This window comes from Flavisolibacter nicotianae (assembly GCF_003628535.1).
GTDB classification, from domain to species: domain Bacteria; phylum Bacteroidota; class Bacteroidia; order Chitinophagales; family Chitinophagaceae; genus Flavisolibacter; species Flavisolibacter nicotianae.
This window is the reverse complement of sequence record NZ_RBCI01000001.1, coordinates 355,910-377,931: the sequence shown is the minus strand read 5'-3', so window position 1 is coordinate 377,931 and position 22,022 is coordinate 355,910. Positions and strand designations below refer to the sequence as shown.

Annotated in this window: 15 protein-coding genes; 6 read left to right on the top strand and 9 right to left on the bottom strand. The window is 53.6% G+C overall.

From position 1 onward, the window contains the following. Positions 1–239: 239 nt before the first annotated feature. Both mgrA and D6024_RS01590 read left to right on the top strand, forming a co-directional pair. Positions 240–1,238, top strand: coding sequence for an L-glyceraldehyde 3-phosphate reductase (mgrA, locus tag D6024_RS01595; RefSeq protein WP_121352455.1), 999 nt, complete (start codon positions 240–242; stop codon positions 1,236–1,238). Between the two features lie 244 nt (positions 1,239–1,482). Continuing rightward, on the top strand, positions 1,483–1,686 hold the full coding sequence (locus D6024_RS01590; RefSeq protein WP_121352454.1) for a hypothetical protein: 204 nt from the start codon (positions 1,483–1,485) through the stop codon (positions 1,684–1,686). Between the two features lie 86 nt (positions 1,687–1,772). On the opposite strand, the gene D6024_RS01585 is transcribed toward D6024_RS01590, so the two are convergent. After that, positions 1,773–7,112, bottom strand: a complete 5,340-nt coding sequence (locus D6024_RS01585) for a S8 family serine peptidase (protein ID WP_121352453.1) — start codon at positions 7,110–7,112, stop codon at positions 1,773–1,775. A 38-nt stretch (positions 7,113–7,150) separates the two neighbouring features. On the opposite strand from D6024_RS01585, the gene D6024_RS01580 reads away from it, so the two are divergent. Continuing rightward, entirely contained in the window at positions 7,151–8,488 is a 1,338-nt protein-coding gene (locus D6024_RS01580; protein WP_240409906.1) for a TCR/Tet family MFS transporter, read from the top strand. A gap of 33 nt (positions 8,489–8,521) precedes the next feature. On the opposite strand, the gene D6024_RS01575 is transcribed toward D6024_RS01580, so the two are convergent. The 4 genes from D6024_RS01575 to D6024_RS01560 all read right to left on the bottom strand — a co-directional run bounded on the left by D6024_RS01575 (position 8,522) and on the right by D6024_RS01560 (position 14,621). After that, a complete protein-coding gene (locus tag D6024_RS01575) occupies positions 8,522–9,154 on the bottom strand; it encodes a murein L,D-transpeptidase catalytic domain-containing protein (RefSeq protein ID WP_121352452.1) in 633 nt (210 codons plus the stop codon). Between the two features lie 142 nt (positions 9,155–9,296). Next, positions 9,297–10,583: a YaiO family outer membrane beta-barrel protein gene (locus D6024_RS01570; protein WP_162944464.1), complete on the bottom strand. Its 1,287-nt coding sequence runs from the start codon at positions 10,581–10,583 to the stop codon at positions 9,297–9,299. A 472-nt stretch (positions 10,584–11,055) separates the two neighbouring features. Next, positions 11,056–12,990 carry a 1-deoxy-D-xylulose-5-phosphate synthase gene (dxs, locus tag D6024_RS01565; protein ID WP_121352450.1) on the bottom strand — a complete coding sequence of 645 codons (1,935 nt, stop codon included), beginning with the start codon at positions 12,988–12,990 and terminating at the stop codon, positions 11,056–11,058. Positions 12,991–13,046: 56 nt separating this feature from the next. Continuing rightward, positions 13,047–14,621: a lamin tail domain-containing protein gene (locus tag D6024_RS01560; protein WP_121352449.1), complete on the bottom strand. Its 1,575-nt coding sequence runs from the start codon at positions 14,619–14,621 to the stop codon at positions 13,047–13,049. 168 nt (positions 14,622–14,789) lie between these two features. On the opposite strand from D6024_RS01560, the gene D6024_RS01555 reads away from it, so the two are divergent. The 3 genes from D6024_RS01555 (at position 14,790) to D6024_RS01545 (ending at position 18,075) form a co-directional block, all read left to right on the top strand. Continuing rightward, the gene (locus tag D6024_RS01555) at positions 14,790–15,860 is read left to right on the top strand and encodes a sensor histidine kinase (RefSeq protein ID WP_121352448.1); all 1,071 of its coding nucleotides are present in this window, start codon (positions 14,790–14,792) and stop codon (positions 15,858–15,860) included. A gap of 85 nt (positions 15,861–15,945) precedes the next feature. After that, positions 15,946–16,686, top strand: a complete 741-nt coding sequence (locus D6024_RS01550) for a LytR/AlgR family response regulator transcription factor (protein ID WP_121352447.1) — start codon at positions 15,946–15,948, stop codon at positions 16,684–16,686. A gap of 96 nt (positions 16,687–16,782) precedes the next feature. Beyond that, positions 16,783–18,075 carry a M20/M25/M40 family metallo-hydrolase gene (locus tag D6024_RS01545; protein ID WP_205573206.1) on the top strand — a complete coding sequence of 431 codons (1,293 nt, stop codon included), beginning with the start codon at positions 16,783–16,785 and terminating at the stop codon, positions 18,073–18,075. A 319-nt stretch (positions 18,076–18,394) separates the two neighbouring features. On the opposite strand, the gene D6024_RS01540 is transcribed toward D6024_RS01545, so the two are convergent. The 4 genes from D6024_RS01540 to D6024_RS01525 form a co-directional block, all read right to left on the bottom strand. Continuing rightward, complete coding sequence (locus D6024_RS01540) at positions 18,395–18,826, bottom strand: phage tail protein (RefSeq protein WP_121352446.1); 432 nt, start codon at positions 18,824–18,826, stop codon at positions 18,395–18,397. Positions 18,827–18,972: 146 nt separating this feature from the next. Then, positions 18,973–19,731, bottom strand: a complete 759-nt coding sequence (locus D6024_RS01535) for a geranylgeranylglyceryl/heptaprenylglyceryl phosphate synthase (RefSeq protein WP_121352445.1) — start codon at positions 19,729–19,731, stop codon at positions 18,973–18,975. 46 nt (positions 19,732–19,777) lie between these two features. Beyond that, positions 19,778–20,497, bottom strand: coding sequence for a DUF2490 domain-containing protein (locus D6024_RS01530; RefSeq protein ID WP_121352444.1), 720 nt, complete (start codon positions 20,495–20,497; stop codon positions 19,778–19,780). 35 nt (positions 20,498–20,532) lie between these two features. Continuing rightward, positions 20,533–21,999, bottom strand: a complete 1,467-nt coding sequence (locus D6024_RS01525; protein ID WP_121352443.1) for a hypothetical protein — start codon at positions 21,997–21,999, stop codon at positions 20,533–20,535. Positions 22,000–22,022: the final 23 nt, after the last annotated feature.

Below are 22,022 nucleotides of genomic sequence, written 5' to 3'. Positions count from 1 at the left end.
AAGCTTCCGTTGCACAGTTTATCCTGACGAAGGAAGGACTCCGTTCAGCGTTCGGAACGCAGCCGGGCAAAAAGAGATGCCATCCCTTCAAGGGATGGAATTCCTCGAAATAGTAAATCATCCTGCTCAAGCGGCCCCAGTGCGTAGAAGTTCCTCTCCTTGAGGAGAGGGCCGGGGTGAGGTGGTCTGATTTTCCTTATTTTAGTAGCAAACAATCACGAACATCTTAAATTCCCACAATGGCTTACCAGGCTTCTCCCGGCCGCTACGCGTACATGGAATACAGGCGTTGCGGCAACAGCGGTTTAAAGCTTCCCGCAATTTCCCTTGGCTTATGGCACAACTTCGGCAAACAGGATGATTACGAAAAATGCAGGAGTATCCTGCACACCGCATTCGACTGCGGCATCACCCATTTTGATCTCGCCAATAACTATGGCCCGCCACCCGGTGCAGCCGAAGAAACGTTTGGCCGGATCCTGAAACAGGACTTTCTGCCCTACCGCGATGAGTTGATCATTTCCTCCAAAGCCGGCTGGCCGATGTGGCCGGGCCCCTATGGCGATTTCGGCTCGAAAAAATATTTGATGGCGAGCCTGGATCAAAGCCTGAAGCGCATGGGGCTTGATTATGTTGATATCTTCTACCACCATCGTCCGGACCCGGAAACACCAATCGAAGAAACCATGGTTGCATTGGACCAGATGGTGCGCCAGGGAAAGGCTTTGTATGTAGGGATTTCCAGTTACACTGCCGCACAAACTGCGAAAGCCGTTGCGGTGCTGAAAGAACTGGGAACCCCGCTGCTGATTCACCAGCCACGGTATTCGCTTCTCGACCGCTGGGTGGAAGACGGCCTGCTGGACGTGCTGGAAGAAAATGGTGTGGGCTGCATCACGTTCTCTTCGCTTGAGCAGGGCCTGTTGACCAACAAATACCTGCAAGGCATCCCCGATGATTCCCGTGCAGCCAGCCACCGGGGTAACGGAGCCCTGGAGGCAAGCGGCATCACGCCGGAACTGATTGGCAAAGTGCAGTCGCTGAACGAAGTGGCGGGGTTAAGGGAACAAACGCTTGCGCAAATGTCGCTGGCCTGGATCCTGAAAGACAAGCGCATCACCTCGGTGATTGTTGGCGCCAGCAAGCCCGAACAGGTGTTGGATTCGGTGCAGAGCCTGCGCAATTACAATTTTGGCGAAAGCGAGCTGCAAAAAATCGAACAGGTTTTGGCCGGTTGAAACGGCAGGGGCCGCCAACAGCGGACCGTTATTGGCTAGTCTGAAAATGATCTGTGCAAAAGGCCGGCAGACGTCAAGCCTGTGAGGTGAGGCAGCGAAGGCTCTCTGCCTTCAGGAGTTTTCATGTTTCACCTTTGCCGTCTCACCGGCAACCCATGCATACAAAGTTCTGATTGGCACCTTGGCCCTCGTTTTGCCTGCAAAGAGGGAACGGCTTTCAACTCTAACCTTAAAATCAATCAACATGGCAGACGTTAATCTTACCGCCTATAACGTGAAAACAAAAGAAAAAAATGTTCCGATCCAGGATGCAGTGATCACCAAAACAGCCAAGGGCGCTTACATGGTGCAGGGGCACGATGGGAAAGGAAACAAACTGACCACCTTGTGCAACGAAGAAAAAGCCCTGGCCGCCATCAACGCGGGCCTGGCCAAAAAAGGCTGGTAACGTCTGTTTGGGTTACAGGCCACAAGCTGCAGGCTGCAAGTATTGGGTTATTTTAGTACTTGGGGCCTGCAGCTTGTGGCTTTTCGCTATTGCTTGTATAATTTGAACACCTGCTCCCCTTCCTCCGTACGAAGACGCAAGAGGTACATACCACTGGCATAATTATTTGCCGAAATATCAATGCTCAGCTTTTGTAGAAAGCCGGTTGCCGCACTGCGGTATTCTTTCATCAAACTTCCCTTTGCATCATAGAGCCTTGCCTGCAGCACAGCGCCGGTGGCCAGTTTAAACACCAGCGCAAAAGCGCCGTTGCCGGGATTGGGATAAGCCTGCCATAAAACGGCGTCGGTGAATACAACTGCCTTGACCGGTGAATAGCGATACGAGCCATCTGCGTTGACAATTTTCAGCCGGTAGTAGCGCGGACCGAACTTGTCGGTTTCGGCATCGGTAAAGCTGTAACCGCGGGTGGAGACCGTGTTGCCGAGGCTTCCCACGTCGCCAAGCGATGTAAAGCTGCCCGCCTTCAGGGCATCGTCTCCCCTTGCCACTTCTATTTCGTAGCGAAGCACGTCGGTTTCGCTGCCAACCCTCCAACTGATCACCACATTGTTCCCCTGTCTTACGGCGCTAAGGTTCATCAGCTTCACCGGCAAGGGAGAGGAGAAGTCCGGGCCGCCACCGTTCAGCCAGAATTCCGAGAAAGCGGCCACTTTGAATTCGGCATAGTAGCCTTTGTCGAACGGCACCTTTGCCACCTGCGCTGAAGGGAGAAAATTCCAAAAGCCCTGCTGGTTGTCGAACAGGCTGCCGTTTTCTTTTGCCTTGTCGGGGTCGGTGTACTGTGTGATGCCCAGTGCATAGGCACTCTCGGGCCTGGCGCAACCGGGGCAGCCCGTTGCATTGCGAAGCGAATCCGTTTCTGCATCCAGAAAATAAAGCCGCACACTTACAGAATCGGTAGGCTCTATTGCGGGCTTCACTGTAAAGCTGCGGTTGTGATAATACTGGCTGTTGGCAAAACGAACCGGCCCGGTGTACAGGTAGGGTTGAAGAATCGTGGTACCCAGCGACTGGCCTTCGGGGCGAACGGAGGCAACAAGCTGGCCGTTGGAGGTAAAGTCGATCCAGTGGTTGCCAGAGAGGTTTTGCGTAACCGGCGCCAAAAGCGAAGGACCATCGTAAATCCCTTTGCTGTTGTCGTAAATGTGAATGTCGTCGACGGCAAAGCCTTCCCTCGCCACTCCCGGGTCGGCCGATAGCACAAAGCGCAGGCGAAGCCTGGAAAGGCCGGTGGGCAAGGGCTGTGTCGCCACATGCCACCAGGTAGCGTTTTCGGTGGTCCAGATGTTTCGCGGCGCTCCCTTGTCGAACCAGTTGGTGCCCGTGCCTGCCACGCCAAGCTTTAGCCAGGTCTTGCCATCGGCCGAATATTCCACCCATGCAGCATCGCAGGTGGAGGAGCCGCAGTCTTCGATGTCCAGCGCCACGCTGAAGCTAAGCGTTGGATTGGGCAAGCCCGAAATATCGAAACAGGGAGAATAGAGATAGGACAGCTCCCGGTCGTTGTACGTTCCCTGCAAGGATGTTTTCCAGGCATTGGCTCCCGAGGCGGCGCCTTTGATCTTCTGGCTGTTTGGCGTACCGTACTCCCAACTGCTCCTCCGGCCACCGGGATAAAACTGCCCTGTGCCGGATTCGAAGTTTTCCAGGTAGGGAAATGTTGTAATGAGCGGTTCGTTGTACAAAGCGAGGGTTGCCGTGTCATTGTTCCGGTAGGTATCGCCGGGCATATCCACAAACGTCTGGACATTGTAGATGCCAAACGAGGTGAAGCCTGCAGGTTTGCTGAATGTATACTGCTGTGTCGCGTTTGGCCCGATGAAGGGAATGATTTCACTGACAAGGCCGGCCCCGTTGATGCTGTAGCGAACCGGCACATTGGTGACGGGCATGGGCGAACTGTTGCGCACCGAAACCGTGATTCGTCCGGATGCGGTCAGGCTGCAATTGTTGACCGCCGGCGAATCGATGCTCACCAGTTGCACATCATTACGCACCTGGTAAAGGCGAATGTCATCCAGGGTATAACCGGCAGCCAGTTCGTTGTCGGTCGTTGGCCACTGGCCCCATTGTCCCCACCGCACCTGGAAGCTTGTGCCAAAATCCTGGCCGTTCGCCGAAAGAGCGTTCGAGACTTCAATGCTCCTGGTCCGTTGAAAGGTTCCCTCGGTTTCATTGGCCGAATCAAGGTTGTATACTTCAATCCAGGGCTGGGTATCGTTGCCGCGGATCCATACCCGGTTGGCACGGTTGTTCAACTGGCCATGCTGCCGGATACGGAAGTCCAGACGGATATCGTTTTGTGCTGCAGAGTAGTGGCCCAGGTTAAACGTGCCGTAGAGGTAATTGGAGTTGCCTCCCGTTACCAGGCGACTGGCATCAAGCACAAAGGCCTTTTTACCTGATGCGGCAAATTCCGGGTCAACGAAAGTGCGCAGGCGGCCGTACGGCGTGCTGTGGCTAAAATCGTAATGACCGTCTGTGGCAATGCCTGTGGTGTCCTGCTCGTAGACGGCTGCCGGCACGGATTCGAGGCTGTCAATAAACAGTGTCGTTGACAAATCAAGGGCCGCATTCGGGATTTGCTGTACGAAGGCGGTGAGGGTGTCATTCGCGGCAACGGCATCCCCATTATTTTTTACATAGATTTTGATATCGTAAAGTCCAGGAGCCGAAAGATCGGACGGGGTGGAAAAGGTATGCACATACGAGCTGCCGGCCGCCACTGGCGTTGGAACCGTTTCAATAACCGGTGCACCGCCGTTGATGGTATAAGCAACCACCAGATTGGAAACGGCGGCATCGTCAAGGTTTTTGATGCGAATGCGGATTGGCTCGGCCGCACCTAGGGCGGTTGAGGTTTCCTTTCTTCCCGTTCGGGGAGAAACCAGCGCATCCATTTTGACATCATTGTCGGAGAGGGAACCGGCACAGGTCCCGTTGTTTGGCGTTCGCGAAACGGCGTCCGCCCTTCTGCCCGCCTTTCCGTTGATCCGGGCCCGTACGGTGACAAAATAAAGGCTGTCTTTTGCCAGGCCGCTAAAGAGGTAGGTCGGAGTTGTTGTTACGCCGACCGGTTTCATTTCATCCCCACGCAGCCACATCACTTCGTAGTCGGTGGCACCGGGTACAGCGGGCCAGTTGATGGCAAGATATCCTTCGCACTGCGTTGCTGCCAGAGAGAGCGCCGGTTTCCCAAGAATGGTGAATGGGTTGCTGGTCGACGTTTCACCGCTGCTGTTTTGGGTCAGCCGGATCAGGGCCTTGTCGGTTGCGAGCGAAGGCACCAACCAGGTATACAACAGCCGCGACACAGCCAGGTTGTCGGCGATGGTCATCCAGGAATTGCCGCCGTCCGGAGAAAATGCCAGGGTAACATTGCCGGAAAGGCCGTGGCTTTCCCAGGCGATCCTGGTGGTTTCACCCGGGACCAGTGCCATGTCGCCGGCCGGTGCGGTGATACGCAGCCCTGTAGGCACCGCGTCATAGGCCAAAAAATATTCCTGGGCGACGTTGGTTACCGTCGTGCCTTTTACCCGGAGGGTGTAAGTGCCTGCCAGGGGATTGCGGATTACGACCTGTTCCATGTTGTTCACATGATCGGCACCGTTCACGGGTTCATTCCCCAGGGCAGTGATCGTTGTATCCAAGACCGTTGGCAACACCACGTTGCCGGAAGGGTCCACTACTTCGAGATCCAGGTCGTTGACCAAACTTTTGGTACTGAGAAGGGAAGCCGGCAGATCGTTCCAGTAGAGCAACACTTTCAGTTCTGCTGTGGCCGCCGGGACCGTGATAGTATGCGTGGTTGTTGTGGCATTGGTGCTGGTGCCGGTAAAATAGTTTCGGCCTTCTATCATTTCCGCACTGCGCAGCAAATTCATCGAGCCAAAACCGTAAAAAAAATCAGGGCCCGCCATGCCCCTGTCCAGCGCACCGTTGCAAAGAATGGCTTTCATCAATCCATTCTTTGGATCGGCCCCGTTGTTCAATTGCCGGAAGCGCTGGTAGAGCAGTGCCAAACCGCCGCTTAAGGCCGGTGCCGCCATGCTGGTGCCGTTGTTGTACGCGTAGGCGTTAGTTGGCCAACTCGAGATGACCTGCTTTCCCATTGCAACGATCTCGGGTTTCAGCCTTCCGTCCCGCACCGGGCCACGGCTGGAGAAATCGGCAACCAGTCCCGAATCGTTGGTTGCGCCGACAGTGATTACATTCTTGGCCGACTGGTAACCACCCAAAACCGTGCGGTAGCTGGTGGGGTAGGGCAGGCAGGTATTCAGGCCGCTGTTGCCCGCTGCAAACACTTGCAGCAAATTGGGCAGGTCCAGTGCCTGCTGATCGAGAAGGCGGGCCGTCAGGTCGTAGGTGCCGTTGTATTCGCATTCGATGACGTTGCCGTAAGAATTGTTGGTGATGACCATATGGTGGTCGCGGACATAGTCTGTCGCATGGTCCAGGATACCGCTGTATAGCTGGCTCACAAGCGTGGCTTTCGGTGCATAGCCACGATAAAGTTCCGCGATGTTGCCGGCGCCGGCAACGATGCCCGCGGTGTGAACGCCATGCGCATTAAAAGGTGACGCGTTGCGGTTGATCAGGCGGCCAAAAAAATCGGCGTGCGCCTGCAGGTCGGCATTGTCGCCGTGGCCCACGGTGACCCCTTCACCGTTCAATCCGCGACCGCCGCTGGCTGCCGGGGCATTCAGGACATTGGCGGTAGAGGCCATGCGGCTGTTGGAATTGAGCGGCTGGTCTTTGGGAGGCGCCGGCTGCAGGTATTCCACAAAGGGCAGTGCAGCAATGTCGGACAGGCGGGAGGATGCGATACGCAGGGCGATGATCCGCGATTCAAGGTGCGCCGTCGACAGGATCTCCGCATTCTGCGCCCTGAGTTGCTGCACCACCTGGCTTGCATCCAGTGTCGGGTAAAATGAAAGCCAGACATCGACCGTGCCTTGCACCTGCACGGCCCAGGAAGGGATTTGCCCCCGGGCAAAATAGTCCTGCATCTTCTGCTGCGGCGATAGCGGCACGAGGGCCCTGGCGCCGGCACGCTGCAGCCCCGCAAGCGACGGCGACTGCATTACCGAAACAGTGTATGCATTATCGGGCAAATAATCCAGCAGGGTGATTCCTTCCGCTGCCAGTGTTTTTCTTTCTTCGGCTGTTGGCAGATGGGTGAACTGCAGGACAGCAAAAGCTTTACCCGTAAAGCGGCTGGTTTTTTTGGAAAACGAATCCAGTGATTTTTGCGTCAGGTTCGGCCCCGGGCGAAGGGTGCCGGTGCGCAGGAAAATGGCTTGGGAAAAGGCGTGCGTTGCGAACAAAAAAAACGCGAACAGCAGTAGCCGGTGGTGCTTCATGGTTTGGATTTCTCGCTCTAAAATAGGAAAAGATCGGAATGGGAGACCTTCCTTTCTGTCTGCAAAAACGATTTCCACCCGCAGGCTTGGACGACCGCGGCAAAACCGCCATTTTTGTGCACTATTTTCTTTTTATGGCCAGTAACCGCAACGCCGCCATCGGCTTTATTTTCGTTACCCTGCTGATCGATGTCGTGGGATTCGGAATCATTATACCGGTCATGCCCAAACTGATCGAGGAATTGGGACATGTCGATTTAAGTCATGCATCACGCATTGGCGGATGGTTGCTTTTTGCCTTTGCCATCACCCAGTTTTTCTTTTCTCCGCTGGTGGGAAACCTGAGTGACCGCTATGGACGCCGGCCGGTGCTGCTGGCCGCTCTTTTGGGTTTTGCGGTGGACTATCTTTTCCTGGCCTTCGCGCCAACCATCGGCTGGTTGTTCGTGGGCCGTATTGTAGCGGGTATCACCGGTGCTTCCTTTACAACGGCGGCAGCCTATATTGCTGATGTGAGTACGCCGGAAAACCGGGCAAAGAATTTCGGAATGATTGGTGCTGCTTTCGGTCTTGGCTTTATCATTGGCCCGGCCATCGGTGGCCTGCTCGGCGGCTTTGGTACCCGGGTACCCTTTCTTGTGGCGGCCGGTTTGTGCCTGCTGAATTTTTTGTACGGGCTTTTGATCCTGCCCGAATCGCTGAAGCCGGAAAACCGCCGAAAATTCGAATGGGTGCGAACGATCCCCGGCGTCAGCATCTACAAGTTGCGGGAATACCCGGCCATCACGGGACTAGTGTTTGCCCTGTTCCTCGTTTATATCGGCTCGCATGCCGTACAAAGCAACTGGAGTTTTTTTACCATTGAAAAATTTCACTGGAACACCAGCATGATCGGCATTTCACTGGCGGCGGTTGGGCTGCTGGTAGGGGCGGTGCAGGCCGGGCTGACCCGGGTGGTGAATCCAAAACTGGGCAATGAAAAAAGCATCTATCTCGGCTTGTTCCTTTATTCGATCGGCATGTTCCTGTTTGCGTTTGCGACACAAAGCTGGATGATGTTTGCCTTCCTGGTTCCTTATTGCCTCGGCGGGATCTGCGGTCCTGCCCTTCAGTCGGTGATGGCCAGTCACGTGCCGGCCAACCAGCAGGGCGAACTGCAAGGATCCCTGACTGGCGTGATGAGTTTGACCACCATCATTGGGCCGTTGATCATGACCAATATCTTTGCCCATTTCACCGCCAAAAACGCCCCCGTTTATTTTCCCGGCGCTCCGTTTCTGATTGGGGCCGTGTTCATGCTGGCCAGTGCAGCCATTGCCTATTACGTGTTGCACAAAAAAAGCTGGAAGGAAAGCGAAGTGCAGGCAGCGGGATAATCTTGTTTTGCTTTCGGCCGCATGCAAAAAACTTCATGTATAAATCCAGAGAAGAACCGGTTTTCTTTCTTTTTTCAATAACTGCGAAAGGGTTTCCAAAAAGTGATAGGAAATCATCGGGCAGCCAAGACTATTACAGATCGGCCGGGGATACACTTCAACATCGGGAACGTGTTTGTAAGCGTGTAATACAATGGCACGTTCGTAACAATTGGCGTTGCTGCTGTCAAGTCCGTAGAGCTTAAACGCTTTTCCAAAACGGCCCTGGTAGGCACCGCCAATTTTGAACCGCCCTAACGAACTGCAACCTGAATTCAGTGCATTGGAAAAAGCCGGTTCGGCCATATATGAGGTGTTGCAACTCCCGTGCGCTACAAGGCCAGTTATGATCAACGAATCTTTTGTAAAGTCATAAACAAAAAATCGCTTTTTGCCGCTCGGCAACCGCATGTCAATTAAGAAAACATAGTGGGAGGAAAGGCCATTTTGCAAAGCAAACTGCCGACTCAACGCAGCTTTTTGTTTCAGGCGCTGACCTAAAGCATTACCTTCTATATACGTGGCTGGTTTTGAAATGACTTTTCGGTATTTCCTGTTTGCCGGAAAAAGATACGAGTATAGGATAAGAAAGAAGTAAACAAAAAAGACGACCAGCAGCGGCTTCATGTTGAAGAGATGTGGAAGAAGATTTTTTCCACAAACAAAAACGTTTGCGCTTCTTCGTTCCGGAAGCTTCCAATGGCGTTCTATGCTTGTCAGCCAGGCAATTTGCTGCTTGTTCTTTGTAGTCCTTTTGGCGTTCGTCAGCTTACCGGTACCGGTATTTCACCGACAGCGCGGTAACGAGGGTGTTGCTGTAGTCACCCGGAGCGAATGTCGTTTCTTGCCGGCCAACGGTGACGTTACCGTTCACCGTCCACCGCCTGGAAAGCGGCTGCTGGTAGCCGATGTTCACCGACTGCGATTGCAGGTTGTAAAACTGCTTGGCCGAAGCTTGCAGGTTGATCAGTTCCGGCGAAAACCCGGCACCGATCCGGATGGAAAAATAGTGTTCGGGGTTCTTGAAATACCGGCGGATGGTGAGTGCGGCCGACACGCTGGTACGGCTGCTGTCGGGAGTCAGGTACGGCCGAAACGACAGCCAGTAGTTACCCGTGTAATAACCGAGCGAGCCGGTATAAATGGTCACCTTGCGTTGCGAACCAAAATCCAGGTAGCGCAGCCCGGCCGACGCTTCGAAGCCGTGCGGCAAACCGGCGAAAACTTCGGCGCCGTAACGCTGTTTTGAAAACAGCGAGCCGTCGGACAAACCGGCATTCAGGTAGGCATATATCCCGCGGTAGATTTTGGGGTAGAGGTCAATCTCCGGCTGAAAAGCGTTATGGCCTGAACGGTTGGCGTAATTCACTCTTGCCACAGCAGAGCCCCAGGACATTACCCGGCTGCCCTGCACAAAGGCATATCGGGCCGCAGAAAAATAGCGGGCATAGGCTTCATGGGAAAAGCCGGCCGAAAGATCGTTTTCGAGCAGTTGACCGCGCAATTCCTGCAGCAGTATATAGGCTGCGCCGTGTTTTGGAGAAAGGCGCAGCAGTTTTTGCACCAGCAGTTTGGCATCCAGCATCCTGCCGGTAACCGAAAGCAGTTTGGCTTTGCGATAGAGCAGTTCCGGGTCGTTGGTAAAAAAAGTGAGTCCTTTTTCAGCAACCGCCAATGCCCGGGCAGGATCACCAGCCCAGCGCTCCGTATCGATCCAGGCAAGATAGTTATCCAGTGTCTTTGCATCGGTGGCTGCTACATCGGCGAAGGTCTTCCGGGCTTCGCTGTAATTGCCCTCCCAGGCGTAGGTGCGTCCTACGAAGGTTTTGATCTCCAGGTAAAGCGGGTATCGTTCCAGGAGGCGAAGTGCCAGGTCGCGGCCCTGCTGCCGGTTGCCGGCAAAGGCCATTTGCTTTGCGAGGGCAAAGGCTTTATCAGGGTTGGAAAGGGAATCGGTTTGCGCCGCCAGTTGGGTGGCAAAAAAGCAAACCAGGAGGAGCGCCCTGCAAAGGTTTTTGACGCTGGCAACAATCGCGGGTACCGGGGTTCTCATCATTTGTGGGTTCATTTTTCAGCAGGGCTGGATTTTTTCTTTGGAGTTTACACCGTTGGGCAAAATCTGGCGGGTATCATCCTGTGGGCTGGCAAAAAAGGCCGCGGCGGTGGTTGCCTTGGGCAATTGAAATAACCCGTTACCATGTTGCATCACTGGAAAGCAAACAGAGATCAGGAGAAGAGAAGTTGCGCCGGGCGGGCAGGTACGAAACAGTCCGGCGGACCTGTGAGCGAAGTGGTTGACCATGTGGATATTGGTTGACAGAAGCCGCTTCTGCAGCGGTGCGCAAAGATTAACGGAAAAGTGCAGATTTCAAAACGCCTAAACAGTGGGGTTGCAGGGAATTATGCGGGATGTGCAGACCCTTCGGTGAAACGGCAAAAACAAGTGGGGAGTGAGACGGTCCTGTGCCGGATGAAAAGCAAAACAGCAGCCACCGGGACTGCTGTTTTTATCGATACTTGTAAAAGGGTCATGCAGGAATGGTCATCTCCGAGACCGGCTGCTTCCGCATCTGGCGCACGGCATCGGCAATGGCCTGTGCATCGTAGCCGCATTCGCGGTGCAGTTCTTTCAGTGTGCCGTGTTCGACGATGCGGTCGGGAATGCCCAGAATTTTCAAATCGTTTTTGTACCCGTGAAGCGCCATGAATTCGGCCACGGCACTGCCAAATCCACCCACGACGGTTCCGTCTTCCACCGTTATGATCTTCTCATACTGGAGAAGCGCCTCGTGTAAAAGGGCTTCATCCAGGGGCTTGGCAAAGCGCATGTCATAATGGGCCGGCTCAATGCCTTCGGCTCTTAGTTCGCGAATGGCCGCGGCGGCAAAGTTGCCGGGGTGGCCAAACGAAAGAATGGCCACATCCTTGCCTTCCCGCAGCCTGCGGCCGGTGCCGAGCTTAATTTCTTCCAGGGGCCTGCGCCATTCAGGCATCACACCTTCGCCCCGCGGATAGCGAATCACGAAAGGCAGGTTGGTGCTGTCCAACTGGGCTGTGTACATCAGGTTGCGTAGCTCGGCTTCGTTCATCGGCGCCGAAATGATCATGTTCGGGATGCAGCGGAAATACGGCACGTCGTAAGCGCCATGGTGCGTGGGGCCGTCTTCTCCCACCAATCCGGCACGGTCGAGGCAGAAGATCACCGGCAGCTTTTGGATGGCCGCGTCGTGCACCGCCTGGTCGTAGGCCCGTTGCATGAAGGAGGAGTAAATGTTGCAAAAGACTTTCAGTCCCTGCGTTGCCATACCGGCGCTCAGCGTCACGGCGTGCTGCTCGGCAATTCCTACATCAATGGCCCGGTGCGGCATCGCCTTCATCATGATGTTGAGCGACGAGCCGGAGGGCATGGCCGGCGTAATGCCCATGACTTTTTCGTTCTTCTCCGCCAGCTCCAAAATCGTGTGGCCAAACACGTCCTGGTATTTGGGCGGCTGCGGGAGGTCGAATTTCTTTTTATAGATCTCGCCGGTGATCTTGTCGAAGAGGCCCGGTGCATGCCATTTGGTTTGGTCTTTTTCGGCCAGTTCGTAGCCCTTGCCCTTCACGGTTACGATGTGTAGCAGCTTGGGCCCGGGAATGTTGCGCAGGTCTTTCAGAGTGTCTACCAACTTGGTGATGTTGTGCCCGTCGATAGGACCGAAATAGCGCATGTTCAGCGCTTCAAACAGGTTGCTGCTGCGGGTCACCATGCCCTTGATGCCGGCTTCCAGCTTGGAGGCCATCTCCCGGGTGAAGTTTTTGCCCACCGGCAGTTTGCCAAGCATCTTCCAGACATCGTCGCGCAGTTTGTTATACGTCTGCGACGTGGTAATGTCGGTCAGGTACTCCTTCAGCGCTCCCACGTTGGGGTCAATGCTCATGCAGTTGTCGTTCAGGATCACCAGCATGTCGGTATCGGCTACGCCGGCGTGGTTCAGCGCTTCGAACGCCATCCCCGCCGTCATGGCGCCATCGCCGATGACGGCCACCGCCTTGCGGTCGGTTTCGCCTTTGTATTTGGCCGCCATGGCCATTCCCAGTGCGGCAGAAATAGAAGTGGAGGAGTGTCCAACGCCAAACGAATCGTATTCGCTTTCGCTGCGCTTGGGAAATCCGCTCAGCCCTTTGTATTTGCGGTTGGAGATAAAATTGTCCCGTCTTCCTGTCAGGATCTTGTGCCCGTATGCCTGGTGGCCTACATCCCAAACCAACTGGTCGTACGGTGTGTTGTAGATGTAGTGAAGGGCAACGGTCAGTTCCACCACACCCAGGGAGGCCGCAAAGTGACCGCCATGCACACTGACCACATCGATAATGTACTGACGCAGTTCATCGCACACCTGGTGCAGCTTTTCCTTCGGTACTTTTTTCAGGTCTTCCGGCGAGTTGATGGTTTGCAGCAACGGACCTGCAGGGATTTGCATTGACAAGGGTTTAAGCGGTAAAATTATCCCATTTCGGCCAATTGGCCGAAATGGAACTAATGCTTAACAAACCGGAAAGAAATAGGTTGCCCGCCATCAATGCTGCTCACCTGTAAATTGTAAATGCCCGGGGGAAGGCTGGCCGGCAACGACACGAGACGCTGGTTACCGCTTTGTCTTCCGGGCAGGCTGCCTTTTGCCGCAACCATTCCGCTGGTATTGCAAATGGTGTACTGCAGGTTTTGCAGACTGGTTTCGGGCAGATCGAGATAAAGTTTATCCGTTGCCGGGTTGGGCCACATGGAGGCCGATCCGTGGACACTGCCGCTTTCGAATCGAACAATGGGAGAATAAAAGGCCGGGCCGTTTTTCTGCTGCACCTTCAGCCGGTAGTAGGGGAAAGATGAACTTCCCGTTACTGGAAGGGAATAAAGTTTGGTGCCGCTTTGCTGTTCGCCCACATAGATCTTGCAGGTCTCGAACGTAACACCGTCGGCCGATTTCTGCAAAACGATGCTTTGCAGGTTTTGCACATCCTGCAGCACCCATTCCAGGTTTGGCTGACCGTTTTTGATGCCTGCGTTCTTAAACGACACAAGCTTCACCGGCAGCAGGGCCGGGTTGCAGGGGATGATGGTGAAATCAAAACTTTTTAAATAACAGCCGTTTACCGAAGCCACCGTCACCCGGTAAGTGCCTTCGGGCAAATTGTCGATTTCAATAAAGGGGGGCGAATCGTCGGTATATGTAGTGTATTTGTCAGCGAAATCAAAAATGCGGTCACCGTTGACATCGTAGGCAATCGTATAGGACATGGGGAAAACGACATCGTAGTTGCTGTGCTTTACATAAATGCTCACGCTGCCCATCCCTGTTTCCCCGCAGGTGGTGGGATTGACCATGTCGAGTTCATAAGAGATATCGGTAGTGTTTCCGGGCCGGTCGTTGGAGGCGCCGCCGCTTTGCTGCGGCGTTTTTTGCCAGTTACAGTCGCCATCGAGGAGGCGGGCAAAACTGTTTTGCTTTCCGGTGGCCATGCCCAGTTGTTCGTAGCGGACGGTCATCTGGCTCAGATCAAAACGCTGGCTGGTGCAGTTGCCGTTTACACTGGATGAAACAATGGGGCCAACCGCCTCAGAAGGCAGGGAGCGGACCACCGCATCAATCACATTTAAAGAAGGATCCAGGAGCACCAGTGGGGTATTGCCGCTGCCGCCGTCCGTCATCAAGCCGTTACCGGTGGTGGGAATAGGCTTGTTGGTGCAGTTGCAGGTATTCCAGTTCAGGCTGGCATGCACGCCTGCGGGAGAAAGACTGTCAATGTTGGCGCAGGTGCCGGGAATGAAGTTCTGGCCGGCGATCACATAATATTGACCGGGCTGGAGGATTGTATTGGCCGGGATTGTAACGGAATAAACGCCGGTAGTCAAAATGTAACAGCCTATGTTGACGGGTCCGGGACCGTAGTTCATGAGTTCAACAAACTCGGAGGTCGTTCCACAAGTAGTGGAAGGCCATGGCATGTATTCATTAATGACCACTCTTCCCTGGGTCTGTGCAAAAGTGGTTGTGGTAAACAAAAAGATCACAACAACACAGACAAGACGGATACGGTAGATTCGTGCTTTCACTGGGTTGGATTTGGGTACCAAAATACAACCGACCTTTAGAAAATCAACTATTCAAGCCTGATTTTTTTGAGAAAAAAATAGGCAGTAAGTTTATCCACTTATACAACGTTTTGTCCACTGGTATATTTACGGCCTCTGCGTCCGTAAGCTTACGTATAATTTTACCCGATGAAGTCATTCCGGTTGTCAAGGTATTGGGCGTTTCAGTTTGCCGGTTGGGGACTCCTGGCCTTGATCAACATATTTTTTGCACTTCTGTTTAACAGCTACGAACCCGAAATTCTTCAGAAAATCCTCTTTTTTGTAGAAGTCGGGTTGATCTTCTCTCACTTTATGCGGGAGGTGGTTCATCGCTCCTCCTTGCTGCTGAAAGACCTCCGCCAGCAAATCCTGACGTTTTTACTCCTGACCATTGCTTTTTCGTTTTTCTGCACCTGCGTGGCATCGCCTTTCGAACACATTTACCAACTGGGCAAGCGGGTGTCGTATTTATCGCTGTTCGTGACCAACCTCGTGATCTATGTTCCCAACCTGCTTATCTGGAACGCCATTTACTTCATGTACCATTTCATCATGAAGACCCGCAAGCAGGAGATGGACACCATCAAACTGGAAGCCCTGGTGCGCCAACTGGAGTTGAATACCATCAAAGCACACATCAACCCCCACTTTATTTTCAATGCCCTGAACGGCATCCGTGCACTGATCGATGAAAATCCGGCAAGGGCCCGTAAGGCCATTACCGAATTAAGCAATATTTTGCGTAGCAGTTTGAGCGCCGAGAAGGCCGAAACCGTGCCCCTGGAACAGGAACTGAAGATTGTAAAAGATTACCTGGCACTGGAGAGCATGCGTTTTGAAGACCGCCTCACCATTGACTTTGACATCGATGAACGGACGCTGACCAACCCTGTGCCGCCCATGATGCTGCAAACCCTCGTGGAGAATGCCATCAAGCATGGCATCAGCAAGCAGATGAAGGGCGGTGTTATCCGCATCGTGTCGGCGGTAAGCGGCGGCCGGCACCAGTTGCTGGTTCAGAACACCGGTCACCTGAACGGGTATGCCAAACACGGAGGCGGGTTTGGCATTGCCAGTACAAAAGACCGCCTGAACCTGCTGTATGGCGAAAATGCCAGCTTTGAAATCAGCCAGGTCGAGGCTACTTTGGTGGAAGCAAAAGTGCAGATGCCGATGGGTGAAGAGGACCAGGCAGCCCGGAGAAAAAGAATCCGGTAAACAAAAATCTCTCGAAAACCAGCAAACGGATAACCTGACGATCGACATAAAGAACACCAAACACTGAACTCCAAACACGAACAACATGAGAGCAATCATTATTGATGATGAACGCCTGGCACGGACCGAACTTCGCAAGCTTTTACAGGAGTTTCCCGAAGTGGACGTAGTGGATGAAGCATCCAATGCGGAAGAAGGCGTTCAGAAAATTGAAAGCCACAATCCCGATCTTATTTTCCTCGATATTCAAATGCCCGGGAAAACAGGCTTTGAAATGTTGCAGGAACTCGATCATGCTCCCACCGTCATCTTTACCACGGCCTACGACGATTATGCCCTCAAGGCATTTGAAGTAAATGCCCTGGACTACCTGCTGAAGCCCATTGAGCCCAGGCGGCTGGCCGATGCCGTGGAGAAAGTGAAAAAGCAGCATGCCGGCAACGGCGAGGGCGGCGGTGCGCCATCAACATATTCGGAGCCGATGCACCTGCTGGGCGAGCAGGACCAGGTGTTTGTGAAAGACGGCGACCGCTGCTGGTTCGTGCGCCTGTCGGAAGTGCGCCTGTTCGAAAGCGTGGGCAACTACGCCAAGGTTTTTTTCGGCAACAACAAGCCTCTGATCTTAAAATCACTCAACGCACTGGAAGAGCGTCTCGATCCAAAATCATTCTTCCGGGCCAACCGCAAGCATATCGTCAACCTGCAGGCCATTGAAAAAGTAGAGTCCTATTTCAACGGCGGGCTGTTGCTGGAACTGAAGGGTGGTGAAAAGATCGAAGTGAGCCGCCGGCAAACCGTAAAGTTCAAAGAGATGATGAGTCTATAAATCAAATTTTCTCCCTGCGAAGCCCTTTCGACCCAGAAAGGGCTTTGTGTTTTTCGCAGGGCAAAAACCGTATTTTACAAGCTTTAAATTGTATCAATGAAAAAATCTGTTGCGTTTTTCTTTTTTGCATCGGCCGTTTGGCTTGTGCCGGCTGCGTGCATGGCCCAAAAGGCAAATGGCCATTCGTTTACGGCCAATGAAGTGGAGCGGATCGAATCCGTCCTTGCGTCCGATAGCATGCAGGGCCGGGCTGCCGGCAGTGCCGGGATTGAAAAAGCGGCCAACTTTATCGCGGCCGAATTTCAAAAAGCCGGTCTGCAGCCGCTGCAGGGCAGCTACCTGCAATCCTTTACGATGGTGAAGCCGCGGCTGAAAGAGCTAAAGTTCAAAGCCGACGGTGCCGACGCCGAAACCCGCAACCTGGTAGTTTTTACCAGTCAACCAAACCTGGAAGTGGACGAAAAATCGGGCTATGCGGTAGAACGGGTGGGGGCCGGCGAGAATTTGTTTGCCAAAGCCATGCAACTGACGCAGGCAAAGAAAAATACCATTGCCCTGGTAGACACCAGCTTTGCTAAAAATTTTTCGCGGCTGGCCTTTCTCAAGCGGCAAATGTTTCAATCGCCGTACAGTGTGTTGTTTCTGCTGGGATCATCCCTGCCAAAAGAGTTTAAGGTGAAAGCCGAACACAGTTTTGAAGAGATGAAACTGTTCAACGTAGTCGGCGTATTGCCCGGGAAAAGCAAAAAAAACGAGCAGGTGGTTTTCTCTTCCCACTACGACCACCTGGGTATCGGCCGGCCGGTGGAAGGCGACAGCATCTACAACGGCGCCAACGACGATGCTGCGGGAACAACGGCGGTGATCATGCTGGCCAGGCATTTTAAACAACAGGCCGCCAACGAACGGACCCTGGTGTTTGCCGCCTTCACCGCCGAAGAAGTGGGCGGCTTTGGCTCGCAGTATTTTTCACGCCAGCTCAATCCCGCATCGGTGGCCGCCATGTTCAATATCGAAATGATCGGCACGGAAAGCAAATGGGGAAAAAACTCAGCCTACATCACCGGTTACGAGAAAACCAATATGGGTGAGATCCTGCAGGCCAACCTGAAAGGGTCGGCATTTACCTTTTACCCTGACCCTTACCCGCAGCAACAATTGTTTTACCGCTCCGACAATGCAACGCTTGCCCGCCAGGGTGTACCGGCGCACACCATTTCCACCGCGAAAATGGAAGACGAGCCTAATTACCACAAGCCAAGCGACGAGGTGAAAACACTGGACCTGCAAAACATGGCGCAGATCATCAGCGCCATTGCAGAAAGCAGCAAAACCATCGTAAGCGGGAAAGACACACCGACAAGAGTAAAGACCGAAGATTTGCGTTAAAATGAAGGTTTAACACGTGTCAAGAGTAAAACGAGGCGACTCGATATTGGGATATTAGATACTGGGATATTTGCTGTACGGAACTTGTGAACTAGTGAACTTCTGAACGATCCAGCACACCTGCCCTTACGGCGAATAAACTGAACAGGGCTCCTTCCAAACGGAAGGAGCCCTGTTCAGTTTTGCTTATTGCTTATATCAAACCGCCGTCTGGATGGAGAAAACTTTTGGTAAGGAAGAAGTCCACGACAAAGCGAAAGAATTCCCTGTTTTACGTCTGACGTTTGACGTCTCACCCCAGCTTGCTAGCAGATTGGTATCAGGTGGTTTCAATCGTGATGCCTTCATGCACCAGTTCAATGCTTTCGATCGCAATGTCACCGGCATCGGCCCGAAGGTCGCTGGCTGTGATCTTACAGGGCCAAGCATTGTGCAGTTTCCAGACCCTGACAGGCTCGTGTCTTTCGTTCAGCAGGCTGACTGTGATATCGCGGCGTTCGACCTGGCCGCCCTGGATCGTGTTCATCCAAAGAAAAAAATCATTGTCCTGCGCTACGATGCCCCTCTTTAGGACGACATTGCCATACTTGCGGATGCCCGGCATTTTGATCGTATTGAACTGCGGCGAATTGCCCTCCCGGTATTCAATCACTTCCACTTCCATCGAAAGGCCCGAAACTTCGGTAAACCCTGTGCTGACACCACCCCAATTGACAAGAAAGTGATAAGCCGACGCTGGATAAGGACGCATAAGTTTGTTGATTAAACGGGTGAAAAAATGGCGGATGCGCTGTAGTGGCCACATACATGCAGGAAGTTACGGCAACGCGTCTGTATCTGCAAGAGGGTTGGCTGCTGCTTGGCAGCTCGTGTAAAGGACTGGCCGTCCGAAACCCGTTAGCTTTTTACCACGCTAACCTGGTGGATGGCCGCCGCCATTTCTTCCAGGAGCGAGGGGTTCTGCTCGATGGCATTGCCCACGACAATTACATCGGCGCCGGCCTTGCAGTTGCGGTAGGCTTTTTCCGCATCGCGTATGCCGCCACCGATGACAAGGGGTACATCAATGTTTTTGGCCACCAGCGAGATCATTTCTTCGGTGATGGGTTTTTTGGCACCGCTGCCCGAGTCCATATAAATCAGTTTGTTGCCCAGCATCTCGCCGGCCATGGCCGTGCAGAGGGCAATGTCGGCTTTGTCGGCCGGGATGGGGGCCGCGCCGCTGATATACGAAACCGTCGTCGGGGCGCCACCGTCGATCACCATGTAGCCGGTGGAGATGATTTCCAGCCCGCTCTTTTTGACAAAAGGTGCCGAGATCACGTGCTGGCCAATCAGCAACTCGGGGTTGCGGCCCGAGATCAGCGACAGGTAAAGCAGGGCATCGGCCTGTTTGCTGATCTGCGAGGGGCTTCCCGGAAAAAGGATCACCGGGATCTTGCTTTCTTTTTTTATCAGTTGAATACAGTCGTCGAGATGATCGGAGACAACAAGGCTGCCGCCCACGAAGAAATAGTCCACACCGGCACGGTTGGCCCTGTTCACAAGAGAAGAAAGGGAAGATGAATTGACTTTGTCAGGATCAATCAAAACCACAAAGCTCTTTTGGCCAGTCTGTTTTCTTTCCACCAGGGAGGCATAAACATTCATCTTCATCCGCGTGTATTATGGGTGCAAAAATGCAAAAAAAATGGGCTGCAGGCTACAGCCGTTTATAGACAGCCAGTTGTATGACGTGATTATTGATAAAAGAATTACGGGTTGACGTGTACTGGTTCAGGTACCCGGTCTCCAGGTCAACCTTGCCGGGAAGGCGGTAGCCCACCGCTCCGTACAAACGGTTTTGATCAAACGCTTTTCCATTCACGGCCGTTTTGTCGCCGGTGTTGAGGAATACTTCGTTTTGCAGGGCAAAAAACAATCCTTTCGAAAAACTGTTGCCACCGGCCGTAAGTGGAAATACGCTCCGTACAAAATACCGGAAGCGGTAAGCCGGGTCGTGACCGTCGGTGGTCAGCTCGTTGCCAACCGCCATGGGCCGCGGCAGAAAACGTTCCTCGAACCGGAAACGGTGCGAAACGGCAATGCGTTTGATCTTATACGTCAGCAAGGCCTGCTGCCAGATGCGGTGCTCGGGCAGCAGAGCCGAAAGACCATTGAGGTTGCGACGGCCAAAGACGGCTGCGTAACCGGCCGTAAGAGTCAGGGATTGACTCGGGTGGTAGTTCAGGGCCGGACGAAGCATGATGGTGCCAGCCTGTTCCCAGCGGTCTGTGGAACGCAATTGCGCATCAAAAAAAAGGCTGAACCGCTTGTTAAGCCTGAACGTATTGAACGAAGACAGCCATCCGCTGAATTGCACCTGTGCCTGTGCACCGGCTGCCAGTGTGAATACGACAATCAAAAAAAATCCGTGCTTCATAGTTTCGCAAAATAAAGGGCAAATATGCCGAAGAATTAGTGAAAACAAATCCGTGCACTGTTTTTATTGCGCACGATATTGTTTTCCGTTTGTTCGTCGTGCACTTCTGTGGGAACCTGCCCGCGAAGGTCATACTGGTCCTGGCCCGAGCCGCCATTCAGTTTCAGCCTGATGCGGGTGGCGACATTTTCGGTAATGACAAACCGATCGTTTCCGGCCAGGCCATTGATGGTCACACGATAGGTTTCGGAGCGGAGAAACCTGCGTTCGTAAATGGTTTGTTCCCGGCCATTTTCTTTTGCATAACGGCAGATCCGCAGCACAAAGCCATTTTCGGCCGGAAGAAAATAAAAAAGCTCGTCTTCATTGCTCCCGTCGACCTGTACATCTTTCGCCAGGAAGCGGTAATAGTCCAGCACCGGCTCTTCCAGCCCGTCCCTTCGCTTTTTGAGCTTTCGCACAAACGACTCGCCGTCCATGGTCAGGATGGATGCCGGCAGGTTGGCAACGGCATTTTCAATTGCTTTATCGGTCAGCAGTTGCTGCAATTCGTGTATGGCGGTGCGCCAGTCTTCGGCCGCAAGGCCGTTGAGGAAAACGCCGTCGAAGAGGTGCGCCTTGGAACTGAGGCTCCTGATGTAACCGGGTTTTTCCTGGAAGTTGATCAGAAAACGCAGGGCGACAAGGCGCATTAGTTTTGGCACCAGCCCGTTGCTGGAGTAGAATGCCCAGTCGCGGTCCCGGGGAATGGCTTCAAAAAAACGCAGGCCGGCGGAATCGCGGCTTGCCCAGCGCCAGTTATCGTAATGCCGGTCCCAGTCGGCAATCAGCATGTCCAGTAATCTTGCTTTCAGCAGGGCTTTTTGATCCACCACGGCGCTGTTTTCCTTTTGCACAAGGCGCAGGAGGGTTTCGGTATCGATCGACGTTTCAACGCCGGGATCGCGTTCTTCCAGCATGCACATCGTGTTGGCAAAAATGGAGCGGTAGGGGCCCAGTGCCGTGTCGTCGGCAACAAAATAGATGGTTGGCTGTGCGGCCCGAATGCCAGCCGCTTTTGCCAGCGGGCCAATGACCAATACGCCATAAGGCATGGCAGCGGAGATCTGGTCCTGCGTAAGCTTTTGCGCCAGCGAATTTTTCAGGAGGGGAGGCATGGCACCGGATACATCTTTTTCAATGGTGCGCAGGGCCCAGGTTTTCCCCTTGTCGTCTTCCAGCTTGAGGGATTTGGTTTGCATGCCGCCACCCAGCTCAATGATCCTGAATGGCGTGGCCGAGAGCCGCAGCACCGGCAACGTTACGGGTTGCTCCCACTCGCTGCGGTAATTTTTTCCCATCAACCAGTGGCGCAAAAACGAATGGGCTTTGTAACGGTTGCTGGCATTGACAACGACCGAATCGCTGCCTGTATAATGAAAGGCAGGATGGCTGAACTGTGCCGCCACGATACACCGGAAGGCACACACGAAAAGAAAAACGAAACTTTGTTTCACAGGCATAAGCGATGATGGCCTTTCTGAAA